At 67.3% G+C, this 21,047-nt stretch carries 23 protein-coding genes; 9 read left to right on the top strand and 14 right to left on the bottom strand.

What is annotated here, in order from left to right; translation table 11 throughout:
* Positions 1-6 precede the first annotated feature (6 nt).
* A complete protein-coding gene (locus tag FZ029_RS16135) occupies positions 7-1,134 on the top strand; it encodes a PLP-dependent cysteine synthase family protein (RefSeq protein ID WP_149270089.1) in 1,128 nt (375 codons plus the stop codon).
* A 16-nt stretch (positions 1,135-1,150) separates the two neighbouring features.
* Positions 1,151-1,570 carry a winged helix-turn-helix domain-containing protein gene (locus FZ029_RS16130; RefSeq protein WP_149197160.1) on the top strand — a complete coding sequence of 140 codons (420 nt, stop codon included), beginning with the start codon at positions 1,151-1,153 and terminating at the stop codon, positions 1,568-1,570.
* 96 nt (positions 1,571-1,666) lie between these two features.
* Here the strand turns inward: FZ029_RS16130 and FZ029_RS16125 are convergent, their stop codons facing one another.
* Both FZ029_RS16125 and FZ029_RS16120 read right to left on the bottom strand, forming a co-directional pair.
* Positions 1,667-1,909: an Lrp/AsnC ligand binding domain-containing protein gene (locus tag FZ029_RS16125; RefSeq protein WP_085089209.1), complete on the bottom strand. Its 243-nt coding sequence runs from the start codon at positions 1,907-1,909 to the stop codon at positions 1,667-1,669.
* A gap of 4 nt (positions 1,910-1,913) precedes the next feature.
* Positions 1,914-3,488, bottom strand: a complete 1,575-nt coding sequence (locus tag FZ029_RS16120) for a DEAD/DEAH box helicase (protein WP_149270088.1) — start codon at positions 3,486-3,488, stop codon at positions 1,914-1,916.
* Between the two features lie 257 nt (positions 3,489-3,745).
* Between FZ029_RS16120 and FZ029_RS16115 the strand changes: the two genes are divergently transcribed.
* Both FZ029_RS16115 and FZ029_RS16110 read left to right on the top strand, forming a co-directional pair.
* The gene (locus FZ029_RS16115; protein WP_149270087.1) at positions 3,746-4,291 is read left to right on the top strand and encodes a hydrolase; all 546 of its coding nucleotides are present in this window, start codon (positions 3,746-3,748) and stop codon (positions 4,289-4,291) included.
* Positions 4,292-4,307: 16 nt separating this feature from the next.
* Positions 4,308-5,036, top strand: coding sequence for an alpha/beta fold hydrolase (locus FZ029_RS16110; protein WP_149270086.1), 729 nt, complete (start codon positions 4,308-4,310; stop codon positions 5,034-5,036).
* A 5-nt stretch (positions 5,037-5,041) separates the two neighbouring features.
* On the opposite strand, the gene FZ029_RS16105 is transcribed toward FZ029_RS16110, so the two are convergent.
* The 5 genes from FZ029_RS16105 to parE all read right to left on the bottom strand — a co-directional run bounded on the left by FZ029_RS16105 (position 5,042) and on the right by parE (position 9,726).
* Positions 5,042-5,596, bottom strand: a complete 555-nt coding sequence (locus tag FZ029_RS16105) for a hypothetical protein (RefSeq protein ID WP_149270085.1) — start codon at positions 5,594-5,596, stop codon at positions 5,042-5,044.
* Between the two features lie 89 nt (positions 5,597-5,685).
* A complete protein-coding gene (locus tag FZ029_RS16100; protein ID WP_247892327.1) occupies positions 5,686-6,492 on the bottom strand; it encodes a hypothetical protein in 807 nt (268 codons plus the stop codon).
* Positions 6,493-6,617: 125 nt separating this feature from the next.
* The gene (locus FZ029_RS16095) at positions 6,618-7,112 is read right to left on the bottom strand and encodes a hypothetical protein (protein WP_149197165.1); all 495 of its coding nucleotides are present in this window, start codon (positions 7,110-7,112) and stop codon (positions 6,618-6,620) included.
* Positions 7,054-7,728 carry a hypothetical protein gene (locus FZ029_RS16090; protein WP_211104158.1) on the bottom strand — a complete coding sequence of 225 codons (675 nt, stop codon included), beginning with the start codon at positions 7,726-7,728 and terminating at the stop codon, positions 7,054-7,056. Before FZ029_RS16090 ends, FZ029_RS16095 begins: the two co-directional genes overlap by 59 nt.
* A 9-nt stretch (positions 7,729-7,737) precedes the next feature.
* Complete coding sequence (gene parE / locus FZ029_RS16085) at positions 7,738-9,726, bottom strand: DNA topoisomerase IV subunit B (protein ID WP_149197167.1); 1,989 nt, start codon at positions 9,724-9,726, stop codon at positions 7,738-7,740.
* 108 nt (positions 9,727-9,834) lie between these two features.
* On the opposite strand from parE, the gene FZ029_RS16080 reads away from it, so the two are divergent.
* Entirely contained in the window at positions 9,835-10,230 is a 396-nt protein-coding gene (locus FZ029_RS16080) for an acyl-CoA thioesterase (protein WP_085089201.1), read from the top strand.
* Positions 10,231-10,236: 6 nt separating this feature from the next.
* Here FZ029_RS16080 and FZ029_RS16075 read toward each other — a convergent pair whose 3' ends face one another.
* The 4 genes from FZ029_RS16075 to FZ029_RS16060 form a co-directional block, all read right to left on the bottom strand.
* On the bottom strand, positions 10,237-10,671 hold the full coding sequence (locus FZ029_RS16075) for an ArsC/Spx/MgsR family protein (protein ID WP_149270083.1): 435 nt from the start codon (positions 10,669-10,671) through the stop codon (positions 10,237-10,239).
* 150 nt (positions 10,672-10,821) lie between these two features.
* Entirely contained in the window at positions 10,822-11,850 is a 1,029-nt protein-coding gene (locus FZ029_RS16070) for an ABC transporter substrate-binding protein (RefSeq protein ID WP_149270082.1), read from the bottom strand.
* 24 nt (positions 11,851-11,874) lie between these two features.
* Positions 11,875-12,675 (bottom strand): ABC transporter permease, encoded by an 801-nt coding sequence (locus FZ029_RS16065; RefSeq protein ID WP_149197170.1) that lies wholly within the window; start codon positions 12,673-12,675, stop codon positions 11,875-11,877.
* 7 nt (positions 12,676-12,682) lie between these two features.
* Entirely contained in the window at positions 12,683-13,504 is an 822-nt protein-coding gene (locus FZ029_RS16060) for an ABC transporter ATP-binding protein (RefSeq protein ID WP_149270081.1), read from the bottom strand.
* 268 nt (positions 13,505-13,772) lie between these two features.
* On the opposite strand from FZ029_RS16060, the gene ftsH reads away from it, so the two are divergent.
* The 4 genes from ftsH to FZ029_RS16040 all read left to right on the top strand — a co-directional run bounded on the left by ftsH (position 13,773) and on the right by FZ029_RS16040 (position 19,004).
* Positions 13,773-15,554, top strand: a complete 1,782-nt coding sequence (ftsH, locus tag FZ029_RS16055) for an ATP-dependent zinc metalloprotease FtsH (protein ID WP_149270080.1) — start codon at positions 13,773-13,775, stop codon at positions 15,552-15,554.
* Positions 15,555-15,684: 130 nt separating this feature from the next.
* Positions 15,685-16,473, top strand: a complete 789-nt coding sequence (locus tag FZ029_RS16050) for a transporter substrate-binding domain-containing protein (protein WP_149270079.1) — start codon at positions 15,685-15,687, stop codon at positions 16,471-16,473.
* Positions 16,470-18,080 carry a SpoIIE family protein phosphatase gene (locus tag FZ029_RS16045; RefSeq protein ID WP_149270078.1) on the top strand — a complete coding sequence of 537 codons (1,611 nt, stop codon included), beginning with the start codon at positions 16,470-16,472 and terminating at the stop codon, positions 18,078-18,080. Before FZ029_RS16050 ends, FZ029_RS16045 begins: the two co-directional genes overlap by 4 nt.
* A gap of 165 nt (positions 18,081-18,245) precedes the next feature.
* Complete coding sequence (locus FZ029_RS16040; RefSeq protein WP_149270077.1) at positions 18,246-19,004, top strand: response regulator transcription factor; 759 nt, start codon at positions 18,246-18,248, stop codon at positions 19,002-19,004.
* Between the two features lies 1 nt (position 19,005).
* Here FZ029_RS16040 and FZ029_RS16035 read toward each other — a convergent pair whose 3' ends face one another.
* The 3 genes from FZ029_RS16035 to FZ029_RS16025 are packed head-to-tail and all read right to left on the bottom strand — an operon-like array spanning position 19,006 to position 21,031.
* Positions 19,006-20,061: a HAMP domain-containing sensor histidine kinase gene (locus FZ029_RS16035; RefSeq protein ID WP_149270076.1), complete on the bottom strand. Its 1,056-nt coding sequence runs from the start codon at positions 20,059-20,061 to the stop codon at positions 19,006-19,008.
* Positions 20,058-20,456, bottom strand: a complete 399-nt coding sequence (locus tag FZ029_RS16030) for a DUF1987 domain-containing protein (RefSeq protein WP_149270075.1) — start codon at positions 20,454-20,456, stop codon at positions 20,058-20,060. The genes FZ029_RS16035 and FZ029_RS16030 overlap by 4 nt, the downstream gene beginning before the upstream one ends.
* A gap of 23 nt (positions 20,457-20,479) precedes the next feature.
* Entirely contained in the window at positions 20,480-21,031 is a 552-nt protein-coding gene (locus FZ029_RS16025; protein WP_149197178.1) for a SiaB family protein kinase, read from the bottom strand.
* Positions 21,032-21,047: the final 16 nt, after the last annotated feature.

The following is a 21,047-nucleotide window of genomic DNA, read 5'->3' as shown; positions in this document are numbered from 1 at the left end:
GATGCCATGACCACCCCCTCCCCCGCCGCAGCTTTCCCTACCGTCGCCCGCCGGGGCTGGCTCGACGAGGCGCTGCGCCGACTCGAGGCGGACGTGAACCGCTCGGCCGACACCCACCTGCTGCGGCTGCCGATCCCGGCGGCGCAGGGGATCACGCTGTACCTGAAGGATGAATCGACCCACCCCACCGGCAGCCTGAAGCACCGGCTGGCGCGGTCGCTGTTCCTCTACGCCATCTGCAATGGCTGGGTGCGCGAGGGCACGACGGTGATCGAGGCGTCGTCGGGATCGACGGCGGTGTCGGAGGCCTATTTCGCCCAATTGCTGGAGCTGCCATTCGTCGCCGTGGTGCCGCGCAACACCTCGCCGACCAAGATCGCGCAGATCGAGTTCTATGGCGGTCGCTGCCATATGGTGGAGCGCGCGTCGGAGGTCTGTTCCGAGGCGCAGCGGCTGGCCCGCGATTGCGACGGCCATTTCATGGACCAGTTCACCTATGCGGAGCGCGCCACCGACTGGCGCGGCAACAACAACATCGCCCAGTCGATCTTCGAACAGCTGTCGCAGGAACCGCATCCGGTGCCGGACTGGATCGTTTGCGGCGCCGGCACCGGCGGCACCTCGGCCACCTTCGGGCGCTATGTGCGCTACCGCCGGCTGCCGACGCGGGTGTGCGTCGCCGATCCGGAGCATTCGGCTTTCTTCGCCGGATTCCGCGACAACGACCCGAAGGCCAATGTCGGGCGGGGGTCCGGCATCGAAGGCATCGGGCGGCCGACGGTGGAGCCGTCCTTCCAGCCGACGGTGATCGACCGGATGATCCGCGTGCCCGACGCCGCCAGCATAGCCGCCGTCTGGGTCCTGCGCGAGCGGCTGGGCCGCGCCTGCGGCGGCTCGACCGGCACCAATCTGGTGGGCTCCATCGAGTTGATCGCCGAAATGACGCGCGAGGGCCGGCAGGGCAGCGTCGCCACGCTGATCTGCGATCCCGGCGAACGCTATATGGGGACCTACTTCAACCGCGATTGGCTGCAGGCCAACGGGCTGGACATCGACCCGTGGTGCGAGCGGATCGACAGCTTCTTCCGGACCGGCGCCTGGAGCGGCGACGGTCTGGAAACGGCCGGGCGCTGACCGGGAGCCGGCGGCCATGACCCGCATGCGGATCCGCATCGATTTCGAGACCGGCGGCTCGATCGGTCCCGGCAAGATCGCTCTGCTGGAGCGGATCCGCGAGACCGGGTCGATCTCCGCCGCCGGGCGGGCGCTGGGCATGTCCTATCGGCGGGCATGGCTGCTGGTGGACGACCTGAACCGAATCTTCCGCGAGCCGGTGGTGAGTGCGGCGGTCGGTGGCAAGCATGGCGGCGGCACGGTGCTGACCGGGTTCGGCGAACAGGTGATCGACCATTACCGCGCGGTCGAGCGCGAAGCGCATGTGGCGACCGCCCATCGGCTGGCGGCACTGGCGGCGGGGATCAACCCGGATTACGGCGCGGACAAGCAGGTGGACGACGGGAGCTTTGCCGGCGATCCGGGGGTGGGGCCGGGGTGTGGCCCGGGGAGTTGAGCGGGGAGTTGAGCAGGTCCGGCGTCTCAGGCGACTTGAAACGAAAAAGGCCGGGCGCATTGCCCGGCCTTTTCATATTCCAACCCCGCGAACCGTCTATGCGAATGCCTTGTAGGCAATCAGCGTGAAGGTGTCGCGAACGCCGGGAAGCGTCTGCACATGCTCCGTCACGAAACGGCCGATGTCGTCGTCCTGCTTCAGGTAGCACTTCATCAGCAGATCGTACTGGCCGGAGATGGAGTGCACCTCCGACACCTGTTCGATCAGTTGCACGGCCTGATCGGCAACTTCATAGGCGCGACCGAGATCGCATTTGACCATGACGAAGATGGTCTGCACGGGCTCAGCCCTCCTCGGTCGAGGCTTCGCTGGACGGACGCGGGCGGGCCGAACGCAGCATGAAGGCCGGCATGTGATCGCCGAAGCCGATCACCGGCACGTCATCGTCATCGTCATCGCGGCGGCGGCGGCGGTCGCGATCACGGTCGCGGCGCGGCTCGTTGCTGCGTCGGGATTCGGCGGCGGCCAGCGATTCGCGGGGCTGGCGCTCCTCACGAACCGGACGGTCGTCGCGCGCGGAGCGTTCCTCGCGGACGGGACGCTCTTCCCGAGCCGGACGCTCTTCCCGAGCCGGACGCTCCTCGCGGGGGGCGGCGGCCTCCTCACGCGGGGCGCGCTCTTCACGACCGCCGCGGGGCGGACGGGCTTCCGAGCGGCTGTCGGGCTTGGCACCACGGCCGCCACGACCACGGCCGCGACCGCGGGAGCTGCCGTCTTCCTCGCCGAACTCGGCCGTCTCCAGGCCGTCGATGGCGATCATGGGAATCTCCCGCTTGATGAGGCGCGTGATTGCGCCGACAAGTTTCGTGTCGTCCGGCGTGGCCAGCATGAAGGCCCTGCCCTGCTTGCCGGCGCGGCCGGTGCGGCCGATCCGGTGGACATAGTCGTCGGGGGTCAGCGGCACGTCGAAATTGAAGACGTGGCTCAGTCCCTGGACGTCGATGCCGCGGGCGGCGACGTCGGAGCAGACCAGCAGCGAAATCTCGCCCTGCTTGAACCGCTCCAGCGTCTCGGTGCGCTTGGACTGCACCATGTCGCCATGCAGAGCGCCGACATTGAAGCCGTGGCGCTCCAACGACTTCTGCAGGACGGCGATGTCGCGCTTGCGGTTACAGAAGATGAAGGCGTTCTTGACGTCCTCGGTCTGCAGCAGATGGCGCAGCGCCTTGCGCTTGTCCATCTCGTGGACCAGGGCCAGCGCCTGGGTCACCGTCTCCGCCGGCGAGGCGGGCGGAGCGACGCTGATCTCCAGCGGCTGGGTCAGGAAGGCATCGGCCAGACGGCGGATTTCCGGCGGCATCGTCGCCGAGAAGAACAGCGTCTGGCGATTCTTCGGCAGCTTGCTGACGATGCGCTCGATGTCCGGGATGAAGCCCATGTCGAGCATGCGGTCGGCCTCGTCGATGACGAAGACCTTGATGTCGTTCAGCATGATGTTGCCGCGCTCGAACAGGTCGATGAGACGACCCGGAGTCGCGATCAGCACATCCACGCCACGGTCGAGCTTCTTCACCTGTTCGGTGAAGGTCTCGCCGCCGATCAGCAGCGCCATGCTGAGCTTGTGGTACTTGCCGTAGGTCTCGAAGCTTTCCGACACCTGGGCTGCCAGCTCTCGCGTCGGCTCCAGGATCAGAGACCGCGGCATCCGCGCGCGGGCACGGCCCGACGCCAGGATGTCGATCATGGGCAAGGTGAAGCTCGCCGTTTTGCCGGTGCCCGTCTGCGCGCAGCCCAGCACGTCGCGGCGTTGCAGGACACAGGGAATTGCCTGTTCCTGAATGGGCGTCGGTTGGGTGTAACCCTTGTCCTCGATGGCGCGCAGGACGTCAGGGCCAAGCCCAAGTTCCGAAAAAAGCATCCAACCTGTTTCTGTTCTGGAGTGCGGAAATCGAGCGTTCGACGCCCGATGCCTGGATGAGGCCGAAGAATAGGAAGTCAAAGCTGCATGTCAATAGATCCGATGTTCGGAAACCGAAAATCGGCGCGAAAACACGCCGCGTTGGCGAATTCGGCGCTCTGCGCTAGGCTGTCGTCCGGCAGTACCGCGAGTCGCGGCGCTTGCCGGCGCCCCGTTCGGGGGCTGTCCGCTTCAAATGGAACGGTCGAGAGCATTTGATGATTCTTCGTGCCCAGGAATCGGTGCTGGTGGTGGTGGATGTGCAGGAACGGCTGCTGCCGGCCATCCACGACTCCGAGCGCGTCGTCCGCAACGCCGCGATGCTGCTGAAGGGTGCCGCCGCCCTGTCGGTGCCGGTGCTGGTGACCGAACAATATCCGCGCGGCCTGGGACCGACGGTGGAGGCGGTGCGCACCCATCTGCCGGAAGGCACACCGGTGATCGAGAAGATCACCTTCGGCAGCACCGGCGAGCCGGCCTTCAATGCGGCGGTGGGGGCGTTGAATCGCCCGCAGATCGTGCTGTGCGGGACGGAGGCGCATGTCTGCGTGATGCAGACCGCGTTGGGACTGCGCCAGCAGGGCCATGCGGTCTATCTGGTCGCCGACGCGGCATCGTCGCGCACCCCCGCCAACCACGCCATGGCGCTTGAGCGGATGCGCGCCGCCGGCGTGACCATCGTCACCACCGAAATGGTGCTGTTCGAGTGGATGGAACGGGCCGGCACGCCGGTCTTCAAGGTCGTCAGCGCACTGGTGAAGTGAGCGCAGGAGAAGCCGCATGTCCCCGAACCCCTCCGGGAACCCGACCAGCCGCCCCACCCTGATCCTGCTGCCCGGCATGCCGCTGGACGCGGCGCTGTGGGACCATCAGGCCCGGCATCTTGGCGAGGTCGCCGACCCGCAGGTGGTCGAACTGGCCGACTGCGCGACCATCGCGGCGATGGCCGACAAGGTGCTGGCCCAGGCGCCGGAACGCTTCGCCGTCGCCGGCCTGTCGATGGGCGGCTATGTCGCGCTGGAGATCCTGCGCCGCGCGCCGGAGCGGGTGGAGCGGCTGGCCCTGCTCGACACCAACGCCCGCCCCGACACGGCGGAGGCGACGGCCACCCGGCGGGAGGCGGTGGCGCTCGCCCGGCAGGGGCGATACGGGCAGGTGATCCGCGCCGCCCTGCCCCGCCTGGTCCACCCGGACCGTTTGGCGGACGACGGATTTGTCCGTTCGGTCCTGGCGCAGATGGAGCGCGTGGGCGTCGACGGCTATGCGCGGGAGCAGGAGGCGATCATCGACCGGGTGGACAGCCGGCCGGGACTGGCCGCGATCCGCTGCCCGACTCTGGTGATCTGCGGACGCCAGGACATCCTGACGCCGCCGGCCCTGCATGAGGAGATGGCGGACGCCATTCCCGGCGCCCGGCTGGTGCTGATCGAAGACTGCGGCCATCTGTCGGCGATGGAACAGCCGCAGGCGGTCACCGCCCTGATGCGCGACTGGCTGCTGCGGGGCTGATCCACTCAGCAGTCGGATCCGTTGCAGAACAGATCCGCCCGCGGGCTGGGGAACAGCGAGAAGGTCATGTCGCTGATCAGGCTGCGGAAATCCGGATCGTCGGGCCCTTGCGGCCGGTCGAGCCAGCCGGTGGCGGAGGTCAGCGCGGCACCCGACCGGCAAAACGCCCCCTGCACGACGATGGCCCCGCCCGGTGGAGAGGTCCGGATCGGGCCGTTCGTGCACAGCTCCGAGTTCAGCGTGTTTTCCGCGACATTGAAGGCCAGCACCACCTTGTAGTCGCGTCGCGCCGTATCGTTGGGCGTGGTGGTGAGGGTGGTCTTCACGCCCATGACACGGTTCTGCATGTGGGGCAGCACCTTCTCCGCGAAACGCTCCGGCGGCAGACCGAAGGGGTCGCCGTGCAGCACCACCCGCAGGTCGCGGTTGCCCGCCGCATAGGCCACTTCGCTACGCGTATAGGCCGGGGCCGGCTCGCTCGCCACCACCCGCTCGTTGGAGCAGGCGGCAAGGGTCGAGGCGCCCAGCAAAAGGGCGGCGAGCGGCGGGAACATGCGCATTTTCAATTCGTCCGTTGGTGTCGCTGTTCCCGATATGGGGAGCAACGCCGCGCCGGACGAGAGGTTCAGCGCGGCGCGTGACCCTGGCGTCACACATCCTTCAGCCATTTGTCCGCGGCGCGGCCGATCAGGGACGGATAGTCGGGAAGCTCCGGCCCGATCAGCGGAAGATCGAATTCCGCGACGATCCGCGCCACCGTCGCCTCATTCAACGCCAGCCCGAGCGAACGGGCACGGCGGGCGATGGCAAGTTCCTGGCCCCAGACATAGACCCGCCGGGCACCGGTGTTGCGCGCCATGATCCGGGACTGCTCCATCCGCTCGTCGCCGTTGATCGGCAGCCAGATGTCGGACATCAGCGTGTCGGCCGGCTCGTCGGTGCGGAACTCCAGCGCGTCGGCGTTGACGATGGAAATCTTGGCCACGGCCTCGGCCGGAAGCTGGTCGAACAGGCCGACGTTGCGGTTGACCTCGATCACATCGGGATCCAGTTCGACCACCGTGACCCGCGTCACCTCCGGCCGCAGGGCCGCGTTCACCGCCGCCCAGCCCATGCCCATACCCATCACCACCGTATGGCCGGTGGCGGCACGGACGCCGATTTCCTGGCTTTCGATCTCCATTGGCGTCATCGACATCCAGCAGCGATACTCGCCGCCGGCCTCGCGCCGCATCAGGGCGGCGGTATCGGTCGTCATCAGTGCCGGACTCCAATAGCCGGCACTGAGCAGGATCGGCGCCACCTGCAAACGCCAGCGCCCGACCTCGCAGGGTTGATAGCGGGGAACGAAGAGGTCGGTGACGAAAGGGGTCAACGGCGACAGCGCGTCGGCAATCATCCCGGGCGGGATGGCATCGGCCGGAATGTCGGCGCCGGGATAGGCCAAGGGATGCATACGCCTCCTGCGGGTCGGGCCATGGTCCGCGAGACAATCTCCCGGAAATGGCGCTATCCCGAATGATAGACCAGGCGACACCTTCCCCAAAACAGCGAAATAATTACGGGATTTTCCACCCATTCCTATGCGGCGTCCGGGGTCGGATCGAGTGTGTCCTCCTCCGGCATCAAACCCGTGCGCAGATATTCGTAGGCACACCAGCGCGCGTCATGGGGCATCCGCGCCCGCCGCAAGGGCTCCGCCTCGACGAACAGCATCCTGCGGCGGAAGGCCATCGGGCTTTCGACCAGAAGGATCGGCTTCTCCGCCTGCACGCCCGGCGGGAACCAAGGGCGGCGAAGGAAGCGGCAAGGTTCCTCGGTCCATTCCGGTGGCGTGCCGAGGTGCCAGCGGCGCACCAGATGTTCGCCGACCGCGCCCGCATAGGCGTCAAGGACGTTGTCGCCAACGCACTCCGGAGAGTCCTGGACGCGGGCGTACCGCCTGCCCATGTCGCCGTCCATATAGAATTCGTCGAGGAACTCGCCCAACGCCACCGAGAAGGTCTGCCGTCCGGATTTATAGCGTCGGATGGCCTCGGCCAGCGTTCCAGGACGATGGTTCAGGTCGTCGGTCATCTTCACACTCCCGGGCAGCATAACCCTGGACGGTATCCTCGATCTTCGCGGCGATGCGCGCGTTTATTCCGGGAACCTGCGGATAGCAGAGCATCACAAGCTCCGCCAGCTGCTCTGCTGTAGCCAAGCCTGTGACATCCATCAGAAAATAGAGGTCGCGCCTGTCTCGGGCCAGCCCTTCGGGGTCGTCGAGCCGGTTGGCGAGCAACTTCATCGCCAGCATGTATTCCGGAGTCGGCAGATAGACGCGAAGACCGATCTGTCCATTTTTGGGATATTCCCCGAACGGAAGCAGATTAGGCTGCGGATTGCCCTTCGGCGGAGCAACGCTCTTTACCGCCTGATTGAGCCAGTCATCGGGAAGGCCGAGACGACGCCCGACGAGATCGGCAAGCTCGTAGCCGCGGCTTCGTTCGCTGAGGAACACCGCATCGACATCACGAGTCACGTCGCGGATGTTGCCGGCGAGCAGAAGGCACGATCCGCCATAGACGGCGATGTCGATGACCTTGCCATCCTGTGCGGCAAGGTCACCCATCATTTCAAATGCCCGTTCCAGCAGATTCCTCGACAGCTCCACTGCGCCTCCGCTGATCTCGAATCCCGGCGCTGCCAAGCGTCGCCGTCACACGTCGATGTCGTCGGCCTTCACGAACTTCGCGTTGTCCTGGATGAACTTGAAACGCAGCTCCGGCCGCTTGCCCATCAGATCCTCCACCAAGGACCGGGTGCGCTCGCATTCCGGCTTTTCCTCCGGGTCGGCGGCGTTGGGGACGACCACGCGCAGGAGCGAGCGCTTTGACGGGTCCATGGTCGTGTCGCGCAGCTGGGCCGGCATCATCTCGCCCAGGCCCTTGAAGCGGCTGATGTCGGGCTTCTTGCCCTTGAACATCTTCGACAGCAGTTCGTCCTTGTGGGCGTCGTCGCGCGCGTAGACCTGCTTGTTGCCGTGGCTGAGGCGGTAGAGCGGCGGCAGGGCGAGATAGAGGTGCCCCTCCTGGATCAGGCCCGGCATCTCACGATAGAAGAAGGTCATCAGCAGCGAAGCGATGTGGGCGCCGTCGACGTCGGCGTCCGTCATGATGATGACCCGCTCGTAGCGCAGCTTGTCGGTCGAGAAGTCCTTGCCGATGCCGCACCCCAGCGCCTGGGTCAGGTCGTTCAGCTCCTGGTTGGCCTTCATCTTGTCGACCGAGGCACTGGCGACGTTCAGGATCTTGCCGCGCAGCGGCAGGATGGCCTGAGTCTCGCGCTGACGCGCCTGCTTGGCGGAACCGCCTGCCGAATCGCCCTCCACCAGGAACAGCTCGGTGCCCTCCGGGGAGTTGCGCGAGCAGTCCGCCAGCTTGCCGGGCAGACGCAGGCGGCGGGTGGCCGACTTGCGCGTCATCTCCTTGGACTGCTTGCGGCGCGCCCGCTCCTCGGCCTTCTCGATCAGCCGTTCCAGCAGGCCGTTGGCGCTCTGCGGGTCGCCGGACAGCCAATGGTCGAAATGGTCCTTCACCGCGGTCTCGACGAGGCGCTGGGCCTCCGCCGTCACCAGCTTTTCCTTGGTCTGGCCCTGGAAATGCGGTTCGCGGATGAAGACCGAGAGCAGGACGCAGGCGTCGCCCATCACGTCATCGGCGGTGACCTGCCCGGCGCGCTTGTTGTTCGTCAGCTCGCCATAGGCCTTCAGGCCGCGGGTCAGCGCGGTGCGCAGGCCGGCCTCGTGCGTGCCGCCCTGCGGGGTCGGCACGGTGTTGCAGTAGGTGTGCGAGAAGCCCTCGTCATCGTCGGGCCACGCCACCGCCCATTCCACCCGGCCCTGGCCGTTGGGGAAGTCGAGCGCGCCGGCGAAGGGCAAGCGCGTCAGCGTCTTGCGGTCCTTCAGCGCGGCGTTCAGGTAGTCCTGAAGCCCGCCGGGGAAATGCAGGGTCTCCGACGCCGGCGTGGTGGCGTCGACCGACAGCAGGGACGGATCGCAGCTCCAGCGGATTTCGACGCCGCGGTAGAGATAGGCCTTTGAGCGCGCCAGCCGGTAGAGCCGGTGCGGTTCGAAGTGAGCGGTCTCGCCGAAGATTTCCGGGTCGGCATGGAAGCGGATGGTGGTGCCGCGCCGGTTGACGTTGCCCCGATGCCCCAGCGGCCCCTGCGGCAGGCCGCGGCTGTATTCCTGGACGTAGAGCTGCTTTTCGCGGGCGATCTCCACGGTCAGCCGATCCGACAGGGCGTTCACCACCGACAGGCCGACGCCGTGCAGGCCGCCCGAGGTCTGGTAGACCTTGTTGGAGAATTTGCCGCCGGAGTGCAGCGTGGTCATGATGACCTCCAGCGCCGACTTGCCCGGATATTTCGGGTGGTCGTCGATGGGGATGCCGCGCCCGTTGTCGCGGACCATCACCGTATAGTCGGCGGCCAGCTCCAGGTCGATTCGGCTGGCGTGACCGGCCACCGCCTCGTCCATGGCGTTGTCCAGGACCTCGGCCACCAGATGGTGCAGCGCACGGTCGTCGGTGCCGCCGATATACATGCCCGGACGGCGCCGGACAGGCTCCAGCCCCTCCAGAACCTCGATGTCCTGGGCGGAATAGCTGTCGGCCTTGGGGGCCGTGTTCTCGAAAAGATCGCTCATGACGGGATGATAGGAATTTCGTCAGGGGTGCGCAAGCGCGTCCTGGGCCGTTTATAGTGCGGTGCCACAGGCTTTGGGGCAGGAATTTTTCGTGACGCCGGAGGAAGCATGAGCGCAGCGGACACATACGACTTCGACAATGGCCCTGCCCTGCGGGCCATCGCGATGCCGGCGGACACCAATCCGAACGGCGACATCTTCGGCGGCTGGCTGCTGGCGCAGATGGATTTGGCCGGCGGGACGGTGGCGGTGCGGCGCAGCCATGGCCGCGTCGCCACCGTCGGGATCGAGGCGATGACCTTCCACAAGCCGGTCTTCGTCGGCGACGAGGTCAGCTGCTTCGCCCGGATCGAGAAGGTCGGCCGCACCTCGCTGCGCGTCCGCATCGAGACCTGGGTGAGACGCGAACGCTCCGGCTCCGACCCGATCAAGGTGACGGAGGGCGTGTTTACCTACGTCGCCATCGGCGAGGACCGCAAGCCGCGCGAAGTGCCGCCGGAGTGAGCGCCGTCAGGCCGCCGGCGCCTTGACGAAATGCTGATGGCCGTGGTCGCACTGGCCGCGGGCATGCTTGTCGTCGCAGCTTTCCCCGGAGGTCAGGCCGATCCAGGCATGCAGCGTGGTGGGGTCGAAGCCGGCCTCGCGGCGGTCGCCGACCTGGATCAGCGGGCGGCGGATCAGGTCGCGGTCGGCCAGCATCGCGGCCAGCGCGGCGGGCTCGTCAAGGGCGGCGGGATTGACGGCGCCGGACTTCACCGCGGCGGCGCGGCGGTTGAACCAGGAATCGACCTCCTTGTCGCCGAAGAAGGCGCGGAGATCGGCGGCGGTCAGATCGGCGGTGGCGAGGTCGCGTTCGACCAGCCTGTGGCCGGCGGCGGTCAGCTGCTGCTTCTGCCTGGCATTCGCCGGGCAACCGGCCATTCCATAAAAAATCACCTCGGCCATGGGGCACTCCGCTGCTGGATGGGGGATCCTGATCCGGGGAGCAATCAGGACCGATTTCGTCCAGTCTAACGGCGGTACAGCACGAAAAAGGGCGCGACATTCCGCCGCGCCCACATTTTTTCTATGGGTATTACGAAGCGGCCGTCGGGCTCACTTCTGCAGGCGCTTCAGGGCGTCCTCGACATACTGGTTGGTGTAGGTCTTGGACAGGTCGATGTTGGCGGACGCCACCGCCGGATCGAAGGCCTTCAGCACCTTCAGCGCGGCTTCGGCGCCGTCCTGGGTGAAACGGCCGTCGGGCGAATAGGTCGGCTTGGAATGCTCGAACGCCTGGGCGTAGAGGGTCTTGTTGCCCAAGAAATATTCCTCCGGCAGCACTTTCAGCACCTCTTCGGTGCTGGCCTTGTTCAGCCACAGCATGGTGCGGACGAAGACGTCGGCCAGCGCCTGGGTGGTCTTCGGGTTCTCCTTCACGAAGTCCGGCTTCATGTAGAGCACGGCGGCGGGATAGGGGCCGCCATAGACTTCCATCGTGCCCTTGGCGGTCCGGGTATCGGCCAGCACGGTGATGTCGCCGTCGGCCTCGGCCTGGCTGATGACCGGATCCAGGTTGACGATGGCGTCGATCTCTCCGCGCTTGATCGCGGCGATGGCGCTGGGACCGCCGCCGACGCCGATGACCGACACGTCCTCCGGCTTCATGCCCAGCGAGGTCAGGACGTAGTTCAACATGAAGTTGGTGGAGGAGCCGGGGGCGGTCACGCCGACCTTCTTGCCCTTCAGGTCCTTCACCGACTTGACGGTGCCGGCCTTGTTGACGGCGGCCAGCACGATGCCGGGATAGCGGCCGAGCTGCGTCACCGCGACGATGGGCTGGCCCTTGGCCTGCATCTGGATGGTGTGGTCATAGGCGCCGGTCACGACGTCGGCCGAGCCGCCGACCAGGGCCTGCAGGCTCTTGGCGCCGCCGCCGAAGTCGCTGATCTCGACGTTCAGACCGGCATCCTTGAAGTAGCCCAGACGTTCCGCCAGCGTCAGCGGCAGGTAATAGAGCAGCGGCTTGCCGCCGACGGCGATCTTGAGGTCGGTCTTTTCAAGCTTGTCCTGCGCCGCGGCCAGTCCGGCCGTTCCTAATGTCAGGGCGACCGCGGCGGCCGCGATCAGCGATTTGAGCTTCATTGGTTTCCTCCCCCAGTTGGATTTTCAGTGCTGCCCGCCGCTGGTGTCCTGCGGGCGCCAGTGCAGAAGCCGCTTTTCGATCATGGTGACGGCGGCGTCGATCAGGACGACGAAGATCGTCAGCACCAGCATGCCGGAGAAGACACCGACCGTATCGAACACGCCCTCCGCCTGATGGATGCGGTAGCCCAGCCCGGCGGCGGAGCCCAGATACTCGCCCACCACCGCACCGACCATGGCGAAGCCGACGGCGGTGTGCAGCGAGGAGAAGACCCAGGACAGGGCCGAGGGCAGATAGACGTGCCGGAACAGGTCGCGCGAACTGGCGCCCAGCATGCGGGCGTTGGCCAGGACCACCGGGCTGACCTCCTTCACACCCTGATAGACGTTGAAGAAGACGATGAAGAAGACCAGCGTCACCCCCAGCGCCACCTTCGACCAGATGCCGAGCCCGAGCCACAGCGCGAAGATCGGCGCCAGCACCACGCGGGGCAGCGCGTTGACCGCCTTGATGTAGGGGTCGAAGACGATCGAGACCAAGGGCGCGCGGGCGAACCAGAAGCCGAAGGCGATGCCCGCCACCGTGCCGATGACGAAGGCCAGCGCGGTTTCCAGCAGCGTGATGCCGAGATGGTACCAGATGACGCCCGAGGCGAAATCGGCCCAGGTGCGGGCCAGCACCGCCCCCGGCGTGCCGAAGAAGAAGGGGCTGAGAATCTTGGTGTCGGTCAGGACATGCCAGATCAGGAAGAAGGCGATCAGGACGCCCAGCTGAAGCAGCAGGATGACCGGACGGCTGGGCAGGCGTTTTGCGTGGGATCTCATGATGTCGTCACCGCAGCTTGGTCTGGGCGTAGCCCTTCAGCACCTCGTCGCGCAGCTGCGCCCAGATTTCCTGGTGCAATGCTAGGAAGCGCGGGGTCATGCGGATTTCCGCCACGTCGCGCGGACGGTCCAGGTCGATGCGGTATTCGCCGATCAGCCGAGCCCCCGGCCCGGCGGACAGCACCAGCACCCGGTCGGACATGGCGATGGCCTCCTCCAGATCGTGGGTGATGAAGACCACCGACTTGCGGTCCGCCGCCCACAGGTCGAGCAGCTCGTTCTCCATCATCTGGCGGGTCTGGACGTCGAGCGCCGAGAAGGGCTCGTCCATCAGGATGATCTTGGGATCGACGATCAGCGTCTGGGCCAGCGCCACGCGCTTGCGCATGCCGCCCGAAAGCTGGTGCGGGAAACGGTCGCCGAACCCCTCCAGCCCGACGCGGGACAGCCAGGGCAGCGCGCGCTCCCGCGCCTCCGCCCTCGAGACTCCGCGGAACTCCAGCCCGGCGGCGACATTGTCCAGCGCCGATTTCCAGGGCATCAGCGCCTCGGCCTGGAACATGTAGCCGGCCTTGGGATTGATGCCGGTCACCGGCTGCCCGAAGGTGAGCGCGCGGCCCTCGCTGGGTTTCAGCAGGCCGGCGGCGACGTTCAGCATCGTCGATTTGCCGCTGCCGGTCGGGCCGACGATCGACACGAACTCCCCATCGGCGACGGTGAAGCTGGCGCCCTGTACGGCGGTGTAGGAACGTCCCCGGCCGTCGGGTGAGGGAAAGGTGCAGGTCACGCCTTCCAACTGGAGGGCGGGCGCCGCGGCGGCCTCGGCCATGTCGGTATGGTCCTTATCTTTTTGGCGGTGCGGTTCGGCGGGCGATGCGCTTTGGTTGGAATGCCATACTGTCCGAACTGAAGCCTATCGGCAACCGCTTGAGATCTCCGTGGAATCCGAAAGGAGCCATTCCGCAAACGCACCGCTTACGGTGTCAAAGAAGGGACGCGGGCCCTTATCGGTTGCCGCGACGGCCCGCCGTCCAGCATCAATGGCCCCATCAATGGCATAGATCGAAAGCCAGTCCTTTCCCCTACGCGGAGCCGATATGCCCACGCTGCCGAAACGCCCGTTGATCGCACTGGCCGTCCTGGCCGCCTTGCTCGCCGCGTGGCTCGGTTTCGCCGCCTGGTACGATCACCACCAGCGGGCGGACGAGCGGCCGGCCACCTACAGCGCGCTGATCGAGCAGGCTGGCCGCGGGGAAATCAGCTCCATCACCTTTGCCAACGGCACCGGCCATGCGGTCGCCGCCGACGGCAGCCGCTATCGCGTGGTCATGCCGGTCACCGACGATCTGCTGAAGGAACTGCGCGCCCACACGGTCGCCATCTCCTTCGAAGAGGGTCCCGGCGGGCTGATGGCGCAGACGGTGGGCGTGCTGGACCGGGCCGCGCCCTTCGTGGTGGTGGCCCTGCTGATCGGCGGGCTGCTGATGAGCGGAGGGCAGTTCTTCGGCATGGGCCGCGCCACCCGCGTGCGGCCGGAGGACACCAACACGGTGTTCGCCGACGTGGCCGGCGTGGACGAGGCGAAGGAGGAACTGCGCGAGACGGTGCAGTTCCTGAAGGACCCGCGCCGCTTCGCCATGGCCGGCGCCCGCGTGCCGAAGGGCATCCTGCTGGTCGGCCCCCCCGGCACCGGCAAGACCATGCTGGCCAAGGCGGCGGCGGGCGAGGCCGGCGTGCCGTTCTTCGCCGCGTCGGGGTCGGATTTCGTCGAGATGTTCGTCGGTCTGGGCGCGGCGCGCGTGCGCAGCCTGTTCAAGACCGCCCGCGCCAATGCCCCCTGCATCCTGTTCATCGACGAGATCGACGCGCTGGCCGGCAAGCGCGGCGAATCGACCAGCCATTCCGAACGCGAGCAGACGCTGAACCAGCTGCTGGTCGAGATGGACGGCATCGTCGAGGGGGGCGAGGTGGTGGTGATCGCCGCCACCAACCGGTCGGAGATGCTGGACCCCGCCGTGCTGCGCCCCGGCCGCTTCGATCGCCATATCCATGTCAGCCTGCCCGACGTGGCCGGGCGCGAGGCCATCCTGGGTGTCCATGCCGGCCGGCTGACTCTGGCCCCGGACGTCTGCGCCCGCACGGTGGCGCGCGGCACGCCGGGCTTCTCCGGCGCCGAGCTTGCCAACCTGACCAACGAGGCGGCGCTTTCGGCGGCGCGCCAGGGCCGCGTCGTCGTCACCATGGCGGATTACGAGGCCGCCAAGGACCGCGTGCTGATGGGCACGGAACGCCGCAGCCTCGCCCTGACGGCGCACGAGCGGCGGCTGATCGCGGTGCATGAGGCCGGCCACGCGCTGGTGTCCTTGCGCTGCCCGCAGGCCGATCCGATCCACAAGGCGACCATCATCCCGCGCGGCGGCGCGCTGGGCATGGTGGTACGGCTGCCGGAGGGCGACCGCGTCTCGGTCTCGCGCGCCAAGCTGTTGGCCGACATCGCCGTCGCCATGGCCGGCCGCGCGGCAGAGGAGATGGCCTTCGGTCCCGATCAGGTCACCACCGGCGCCGAGGCCGACTTCCGCGCCGCCACCGATCTGGCCCGGCGCATGGTCACCGCCTGGGGCATGAGCGAGGAGATCGGCTTTGTCGCCCACGCGGCGGCGGAGCCGGGGGCGCGGTCGGAACGGACGGCCTGGCGAATCGACGAGGAGGTCCGCCGCCTCACCGACGAAGGCATGGAGCATGCCCGCCGCCTGCTGCGCACCAACCGCGCCGCGCTGGACGGCATCGCCCAGGCCCTGCTGGAGCGTGAGACCCTGAGCGGCGGCGAGATCGCCGAACTGGCCGACCGCGAGCAGGAGCGCGCCACCGAGGCGGCCTGAGGCCGGGCACGGGCAGTCGAACGTTTCCCCAGGCTATCCCCTGATAAGGAATTGTCCCGCATTGCGGCATGGGTGCATACGGGAGTAGACTGACCCTCACTCGAATAGGGGTTACAGGAGAGGGGGCGCGATGACGGGGCCGCTATCCCGCCGCAGGGTTCTGAAGACCGCGCTGCCTCTTCTTTCCGCCCTGCCCTTCCTGGCCTCCCGGCCGGCGGCGGCGCACTCGCCCCCCACCATCATCCGTGTCGGCGCCTATGAGTTTCCGCCCTATGTCGACGAAACGGGCGGCGGCGTCACGCGCGACCTGCTGGACCTGTTCAACGCCGCGCAGGATGAATTCCGGTTCGATTTGGTAAGGACCGCCCCGCAGCGGCGCTATGACGATCTGGAACAGGGGCGGTTCGACATGATCGCCTTCGAATGCCTCAACTGGGGCTGGCAGGATCGCCCGGTCGACGCCACCCGGCCTTTCCTGCGCGATGCGGAGGTGTTCGTCGCCAGGGCGGCACCGGGACTTGACCAGCGCTATTTCGACGACCTGAACGGCAAATCGATTCTCGGACGGCTGGGCTATCACTACGCCTTCGCTGGATTCGAGGCCGATCCCAAGCTGCTGGAGCAGCGCCATCACACCCGTGTCACGGTGACGCATGAGGGCAATGTCCGCAGCGTCGTCGCCGGCCGGGCCGACCTCGCCATCGTCACCCGCTCCTTCCTGACCCGCTTCCTGCAGCGCGAGCCGGAACTGGCCCGGCAGGTCCTGGTGTCCGAGCGCACCGACCAGATTTACGAACACACCATCCTGACGCGGCGCGACCGCAAGATCACCGCCGGCTGGCTCGATGCGCTGCTGGATCGGCTGGAGGCGGACGGACGGCTGGAGGCCCTCTGGCGGCGCAGCGGAATCATCGCGTGAGGCGGCGATCCTCGCTGCTGGCGCGGGTGGCCGGGGCCATCCTGCTGACGACGGCGAGCATCGGTGCCGCCGCCATGCTGCTGTCCGAGCAGATCGTCGAGGGGCAGCGCCACCAGGATCTGCTGCACCGGGCCGAACTGGTCGCCGCCACCCAGGCCGACGCGCTGAGCGGCCCGGTGTGGGAACTCGACAACCGCAGCGCCGAGCGCATGATCGAGGCGCTGACCGTCCGCGATCCGGCCATCCGCTCCATCGCCGTCTTCGAGAGCGACCGCGACGAACCGCTGGCACGCACCTCTTCGGGAGATGTCGGGGACAGCGCCGGTCGCATCACGGTCGAGCGCCCCATCGTCCTGCATGGGCGTGAGGGACGGGTGCAGACGGTCGGGCATCTGCGCATCGTCTATTCGACGGCCGAGGTGCGGCAGGCGACGCTGAACGCGCTGGCGCCGATGGCCGGGCTGTTGCTGCTGTCGCTGCTGGGGGCGATGGCGGCGCTGGGGCTGACGCTGAATCGCATGGTGCTGCGGCCGCTGCGGCGGTTGACCCAGCTGGCCAGCGCCATGGCGCGCGGCGATTATGGCGCCCGCATGGACGCCGGGCGGAGCGACGAGATCGGCGTGCTGGCCGACGGCTTCAACCGGATGGCGGCGACGGTGCAGGACCATACCAGCACCCTGGAAAGCCGGGTCCGCGAACGGACGGAGGCGCTGGCCGCCACCAACCGCGCCATCATGGACAGCATCAACTATGCCCAGTTGATCCAGTCCGCCATCCTGCCGTCGGCCGATGCCCTGTCGGCCGGGCTGACCGAGCATTTCGTGCTGTGGCGCCCGCGCGATGTGGTCAGCGGCGATTTCTATGTCTGCCGCGAGGTGGCCGACGGCTTCGTCGTCGCGGTGGCCGACTGCACCGGCCATGGCGTACCCGGCGCCTTCATGACGATGACCGCCAGCGCGATGCTGAACAACGTGCTGGACCAGATGGGAGCGGACGATCCGGCGGCGGTTCTGGCAGCCGTCGACCGCAAGGTCCGCGCCGCCCTGCACCAGGAGGGGAAGGCGCGCAGCGGGACGGACTGTTTCGACAATGGTCTGGATTTGGGGCTGTGCCACATCCGCCCGGCCGAAGGACTGCTGGTCTTTGCCGGCGCCCGTGTTCCGCTGCTGATGGTGACCGGCGGCGAGGTGACGGAACTGCGCGGCGATCGCCGCAGCCTGGGCTATCGCCCCAGCGCGATCGGGTCGGCCCCGGACCTCGCCCCGGGCGCTGACCCAGGTACTGCCCCAGGTACTGCCGAGTCGCCCTTCACCAACCACAGCATCGCCCTGCGCCCCGGCCAGACCTTCCTCATCGGCACCGATGGGCTGGTGGACCAGAATGGCGGTGAGCACGGGCGCAGTTTCGGCCGGATCAGGCTGCGCCAGCTGCTGAGCCAGGGCGGCGACGGACCGCTCGACCGGCTGAAGTCCGACCTGGAAAGCTCGCTGGACCGGTTTCAGGGCAGCCGCGAACAGCGGGACGACATCACCCTGTTCGGCTTCCGCGTGCGGCTGACCGACGCAGCCGCCGTTTCCGGCGCCGGATCCAGCCGCCGCGCTGCGTAAAACTCCTGACCCCCTCCCTCAAATCTGTTACAGAGATGCTATTTTCTGTGACAGGTTGTGACGGCAACCCATCGCGGATGGCAGGACGCCCTCGAGTTTGTTTTAAAATTTAGGCATCCTAGGGTATGCTGCACCCGCTGAAGTGGTGACAGGGGAGAGCACGGCATGGCAGGTCCGACGATCGTCGTGGTCGAAGACGAGAATTCCCTGCGGTCCGACATGGTCGAGTATCTGTCGAACTGCGGATTCGATGCGATCGGCGCGCGCGATGGGGCGGAACTGGACCGGCTGCTGCGGAACCGCAACGCCGCCATCATCATCCTGGACGTGAACCTGCCGGACGAGGACGGGTTCAAGATCGCGGCCCGGCTGCGTGACGGCCATGGCGCCGGCATCATCATGGTGACCGCCCGCAGTTCCACCGTCGACCGCGTGGTCGGGCTGGAGATCGGCGCCGACGCCTATCTGGTGAAGCCGGTCGAGCTTCGCGAACTGGAAGCGCAGGTGAAATCGCTGCTGCGCCGTCTGAGCGAGCGCGCCGCGGAAACGGCGAGCCAAGCCGCCAACGGGACCGCAGGCGGCGAGGCCGGCGATTCTGCCGACGAGGCGCGCTGGTCGCTGGACCCCACGGAATGGAGCCTGACCAATCCGGCCGGGATCCGAATCAGCCTGACCAGCATGGAGATGAAGCTGACCAGCCTGCTGGCCGCCCAGGCCCGCAAGCCGGCGACGCGCGACCAGATCTCGCAGGCGCTGTACAACCGCCGCTGGAACCCGGAAGACCGCTCCATCGACACCGTCGTCGGGCGCCTGCGCCACAAGGTGGAGGGCGCCATCGGCGGCCCGGCCCCGCTCAAGTCGGTGCACGGGGTCGGCTATGTCTTCTCCGCGCCGATCCGGGTGGTGGGAGCCGCGCAGGGATAAGTCAGTCCGACGCCGGCAATTCCTGGCCCGGCGACGCCCGATCGGGCGTGCGGCGGGGGAACAGCAGGGTGAAGCTGGTGCCGCGATCCGGCGCACTGTCCACGGTGATCGACCCCATCAGCGCTCCGACCACCAGATTGTGGACGATGTGCAGACCCAGCCCGCTGCCGCCGCGGCCGCGCCGGGTGGTGAAGAAGGGCTCGAACGCCCTGGCGCGATGCTCCTCGATCATGCCGCGCCCATTGTCGGTGAAGCACAGGCGGACGGTGTCGGGATCGGGGCGGTCGACCGTGATCGCCATGTCCCCTGCCCATCCGTCGGCGAACGCATGGGTCAGCGCGTTCATCACCAGATTCGACAGAATCTGCGACAGCACGCCGGGATAGCTGTCCAGTTCCAGGTCGGCCGGGCAGTTCACCGCGACCGCGTGGCCAGATGGACGCAGCTTCGGCTGCAGACTGACCAGCGTGTCCTGGATGTAGGCGGCAAGGTTGACGCTGCGCCGCTCGGCGCTGGCACGGTCGACCGCGACCTGTTTGAAGCCGGCGATCAGCTGCGCCGCCCTTTCGCAATTTCCGAGGATCAGGTCGGTGGTATCGATCGCGGTGGCGAGATAGCGGGCGAACTCCGCCTTGCCCAGCTCGCCGTCGGCGGCCCGCCGGCGCATCGCCAGGGTGGCGTCGGCCAGATGCGAGGCGCAGGAAACGGCGATGCCGACCGGCGTGTTGATCTCGTGGGCCACGCCGGCGACCAGCGCGCCCAGGGAGGCCAGTTTCTCCGACCGGATCATCGCCTCCTGCGCCTCGCGCAGCCTGTCCAGCGCCGCCTCCGCCTCGCTGCGCCGCCGCTCCAACTCGTGATTGGCGTCGCTCAGCTGGGCCTGCAGCCGATCGCTGACCCGCACGAGGCGCTGCTGCTCCCGCGTGCTGAGTTCGAAGGCGGCGATCAGGTCGCGGAACTCCGGCAGGCACTCCGGCGCCAGCGCGCCCAGCCTCTTCTCCAGCGCGCGGGCCTTGGCAAGCGCCTCCTCCTCCGCGGCGAAGAGGTTGAAGGTCACGGGGGCCCGCCGGCGGGCAACTCCCGCATTTGGAACACGACATGCCGCAAATCCTCGGCGAAGTCCTCGCCCAGTTCACGCATCGACTCGTCATTCTCCCCGACGCACCAGGTCACCGTCACCGGCCGCCCGCCCCGGGCCACCGTCTCCAGCATCTGGAAGATGTTCATCAGCGCCTTGGCGCTGGAGCTGTTGAAATAGAGAAGCTCCATGTCGAAGCGGATGGCGCCGCCGTCCGGACGGTCGAGAAAGCCGCGCAACGATTCGAACACCGGACCGAAGAAACCGGCGACATCGTCGGGGTACGATTCGCCGGTCATGCGTAAATGACCGCCGGCGAAATCGAAGAAGACGCCCGGCGTGCGTCCGGTGGCGGGGAGGGTCAGGCTGTCCATGGCGTATCGCTCGGTTCGGCCGCTCACACGCGGACCTTGAGGCAGAAGAAGCTGCGGTCCGCGTCCATCGCATCGAAATCATAGTCGATGGGATCGCTGGCCCGCCGTGCGATCTCGATCAGCCCCAGGGTCGCGCCACGGCTGCCGTCGTCCGGCTCCTCCCGAAGCTGTTCGCGGTAATAGGTCTTGATGCCGTCGCGATCCAGGCTCTTCAGATGGTCCAGCCGCTCCTTCAGGCGGGGAACCTCGCTGTTGCGCACGGTGTTGCCGCAGACGATGAAGACCTTGCCGCCCTCCATCCCGATGGTGACCATGCCGGCGCTGAGTTCCACCGTGCGGCCGGCGCTGCCCGACATCTTTTCCGCGGAATAGCGGATGATGTTCTGCATCTGCTCGACGAAGACCGAGAAGACGCGGCGGATGGTGGGGCCATCGGCCTCCTCCAGCGCCATTTTCTCGCGCAGCGCTTCGCCGAGGGAGTAAAGTATCCCTTCCGACAAGTATCCGCTGAAAGAGAACACGATCCCCCTCTCGTCGAGATCGCGTTTAATCGACGCATACTGTTGGGCGAGCATGGTTGTGGCCTGACGT

It is taken from the genome of Azospirillum sp. Sh1 (genome assembly GCF_008365135.1).
Lineage (GTDB): Bacteria > Pseudomonadota > Alphaproteobacteria > Azospirillales > Azospirillaceae > Azospirillum > Azospirillum oryzae.
Note: the sequence above shows the minus strand (reverse complement) of the source record. Positions and strands in the feature narration are given on the sequence as shown.

Excerpts from the sequence above, each read along its gene's own strand:
- FZ029_RS16115 (WP_149270087.1), top strand. The coding sequence starts at position 3,746 with ATGATTCTTCGTGCCCAGGAATCGGTGCTGGTGGTGGTGGATGTGCAG.
- FZ029_RS16100 (WP_247892327.1), bottom strand. The coding sequence starts at position 6,492 with ATGCATCCCTTGGCCTATCCCGGCGCCGACATTCCGGCCGATGCCATC.
- FZ029_RS16030 (WP_149270075.1), bottom strand. The coding sequence starts at position 20,456 with ATGGACAGCCTGACCCTCCCCGCCACCGGACGCACGCCGGGCGTCTTC.
- FZ029_RS16080 (WP_085089201.1), top strand. The coding sequence starts at position 9,835 with ATGAGCGCAGCGGACACATACGACTTCGACAATGGCCCTGCCCTGCGG.
- FZ029_RS16105 (WP_149270085.1), bottom strand. The coding sequence starts at position 5,596 with ATGCGCATGTTCCCGCCGCTCGCCGCCCTTTTGCTGGGCGCCTCGACC.
- FZ029_RS16095 (WP_149197165.1), bottom strand. The coding sequence starts at position 7,112 with ATGACCGACGACCTGAACCATCGTCCTGGAACGCTGGCCGAGGCCATC.
- ftsH (WP_149270080.1), top strand. The coding sequence starts at position 13,773 with ATGCCCACGCTGCCGAAACGCCCGTTGATCGCACTGGCCGTCCTGGCC.
- FZ029_RS16130 (WP_149197160.1), top strand. The coding sequence starts at position 1,151 with ATGACCCGCATGCGGATCCGCATCGATTTCGAGACCGGCGGCTCGATC.
- FZ029_RS16060 (WP_149270081.1), bottom strand. The coding sequence starts at position 13,504 with ATGGCCGAGGCCGCCGCGGCGCCCGCCCTCCAGTTGGAAGGCGTGACC.
- FZ029_RS16075 (WP_149270083.1), bottom strand. The coding sequence starts at position 10,671 with ATGGCCGAGGTGATTTTTTATGGAATGGCCGGTTGCCCGGCGAATGCC.
- FZ029_RS16070 (WP_149270082.1), bottom strand. The coding sequence starts at position 11,850 with ATGAAGCTCAAATCGCTGATCGCGGCCGCCGCGGTCGCCCTGACATTA.
- FZ029_RS16110 (WP_149270086.1), top strand. The coding sequence starts at position 4,308 with ATGTCCCCGAACCCCTCCGGGAACCCGACCAGCCGCCCCACCCTGATC.
- FZ029_RS16065 (WP_149197170.1), bottom strand. The coding sequence starts at position 12,675 with ATGAGATCCCACGCAAAACGCCTGCCCAGCCGTCCGGTCATCCTGCTG.
- FZ029_RS16025 (WP_149197178.1), bottom strand. The coding sequence starts at position 21,031 with ATGCTCGCCCAACAGTATGCGTCGATTAAACGCGATCTCGACGAGAGG.
- FZ029_RS16120 (WP_149270088.1), bottom strand. The coding sequence starts at position 3,488 with ATGCTTTTTTCGGAACTTGGGCTTGGCCCTGACGTCCTGCGCGCCATC.
- FZ029_RS16040 (WP_149270077.1), top strand. The coding sequence starts at position 18,246 with ATGGCAGGTCCGACGATCGTCGTGGTCGAAGACGAGAATTCCCTGCGG.
- parE (WP_149197167.1), bottom strand. The coding sequence starts at position 9,726 with ATGAGCGATCTTTTCGAGAACACGGCCCCCAAGGCCGACAGCTATTCC.
- FZ029_RS16050 (WP_149270079.1), top strand. The coding sequence starts at position 15,685 with ATGACGGGGCCGCTATCCCGCCGCAGGGTTCTGAAGACCGCGCTGCCT.
- FZ029_RS16135 (WP_149270089.1), top strand. The coding sequence starts at position 7 with ATGACCACCCCCTCCCCCGCCGCAGCTTTCCCTACCGTCGCCCGCCGG.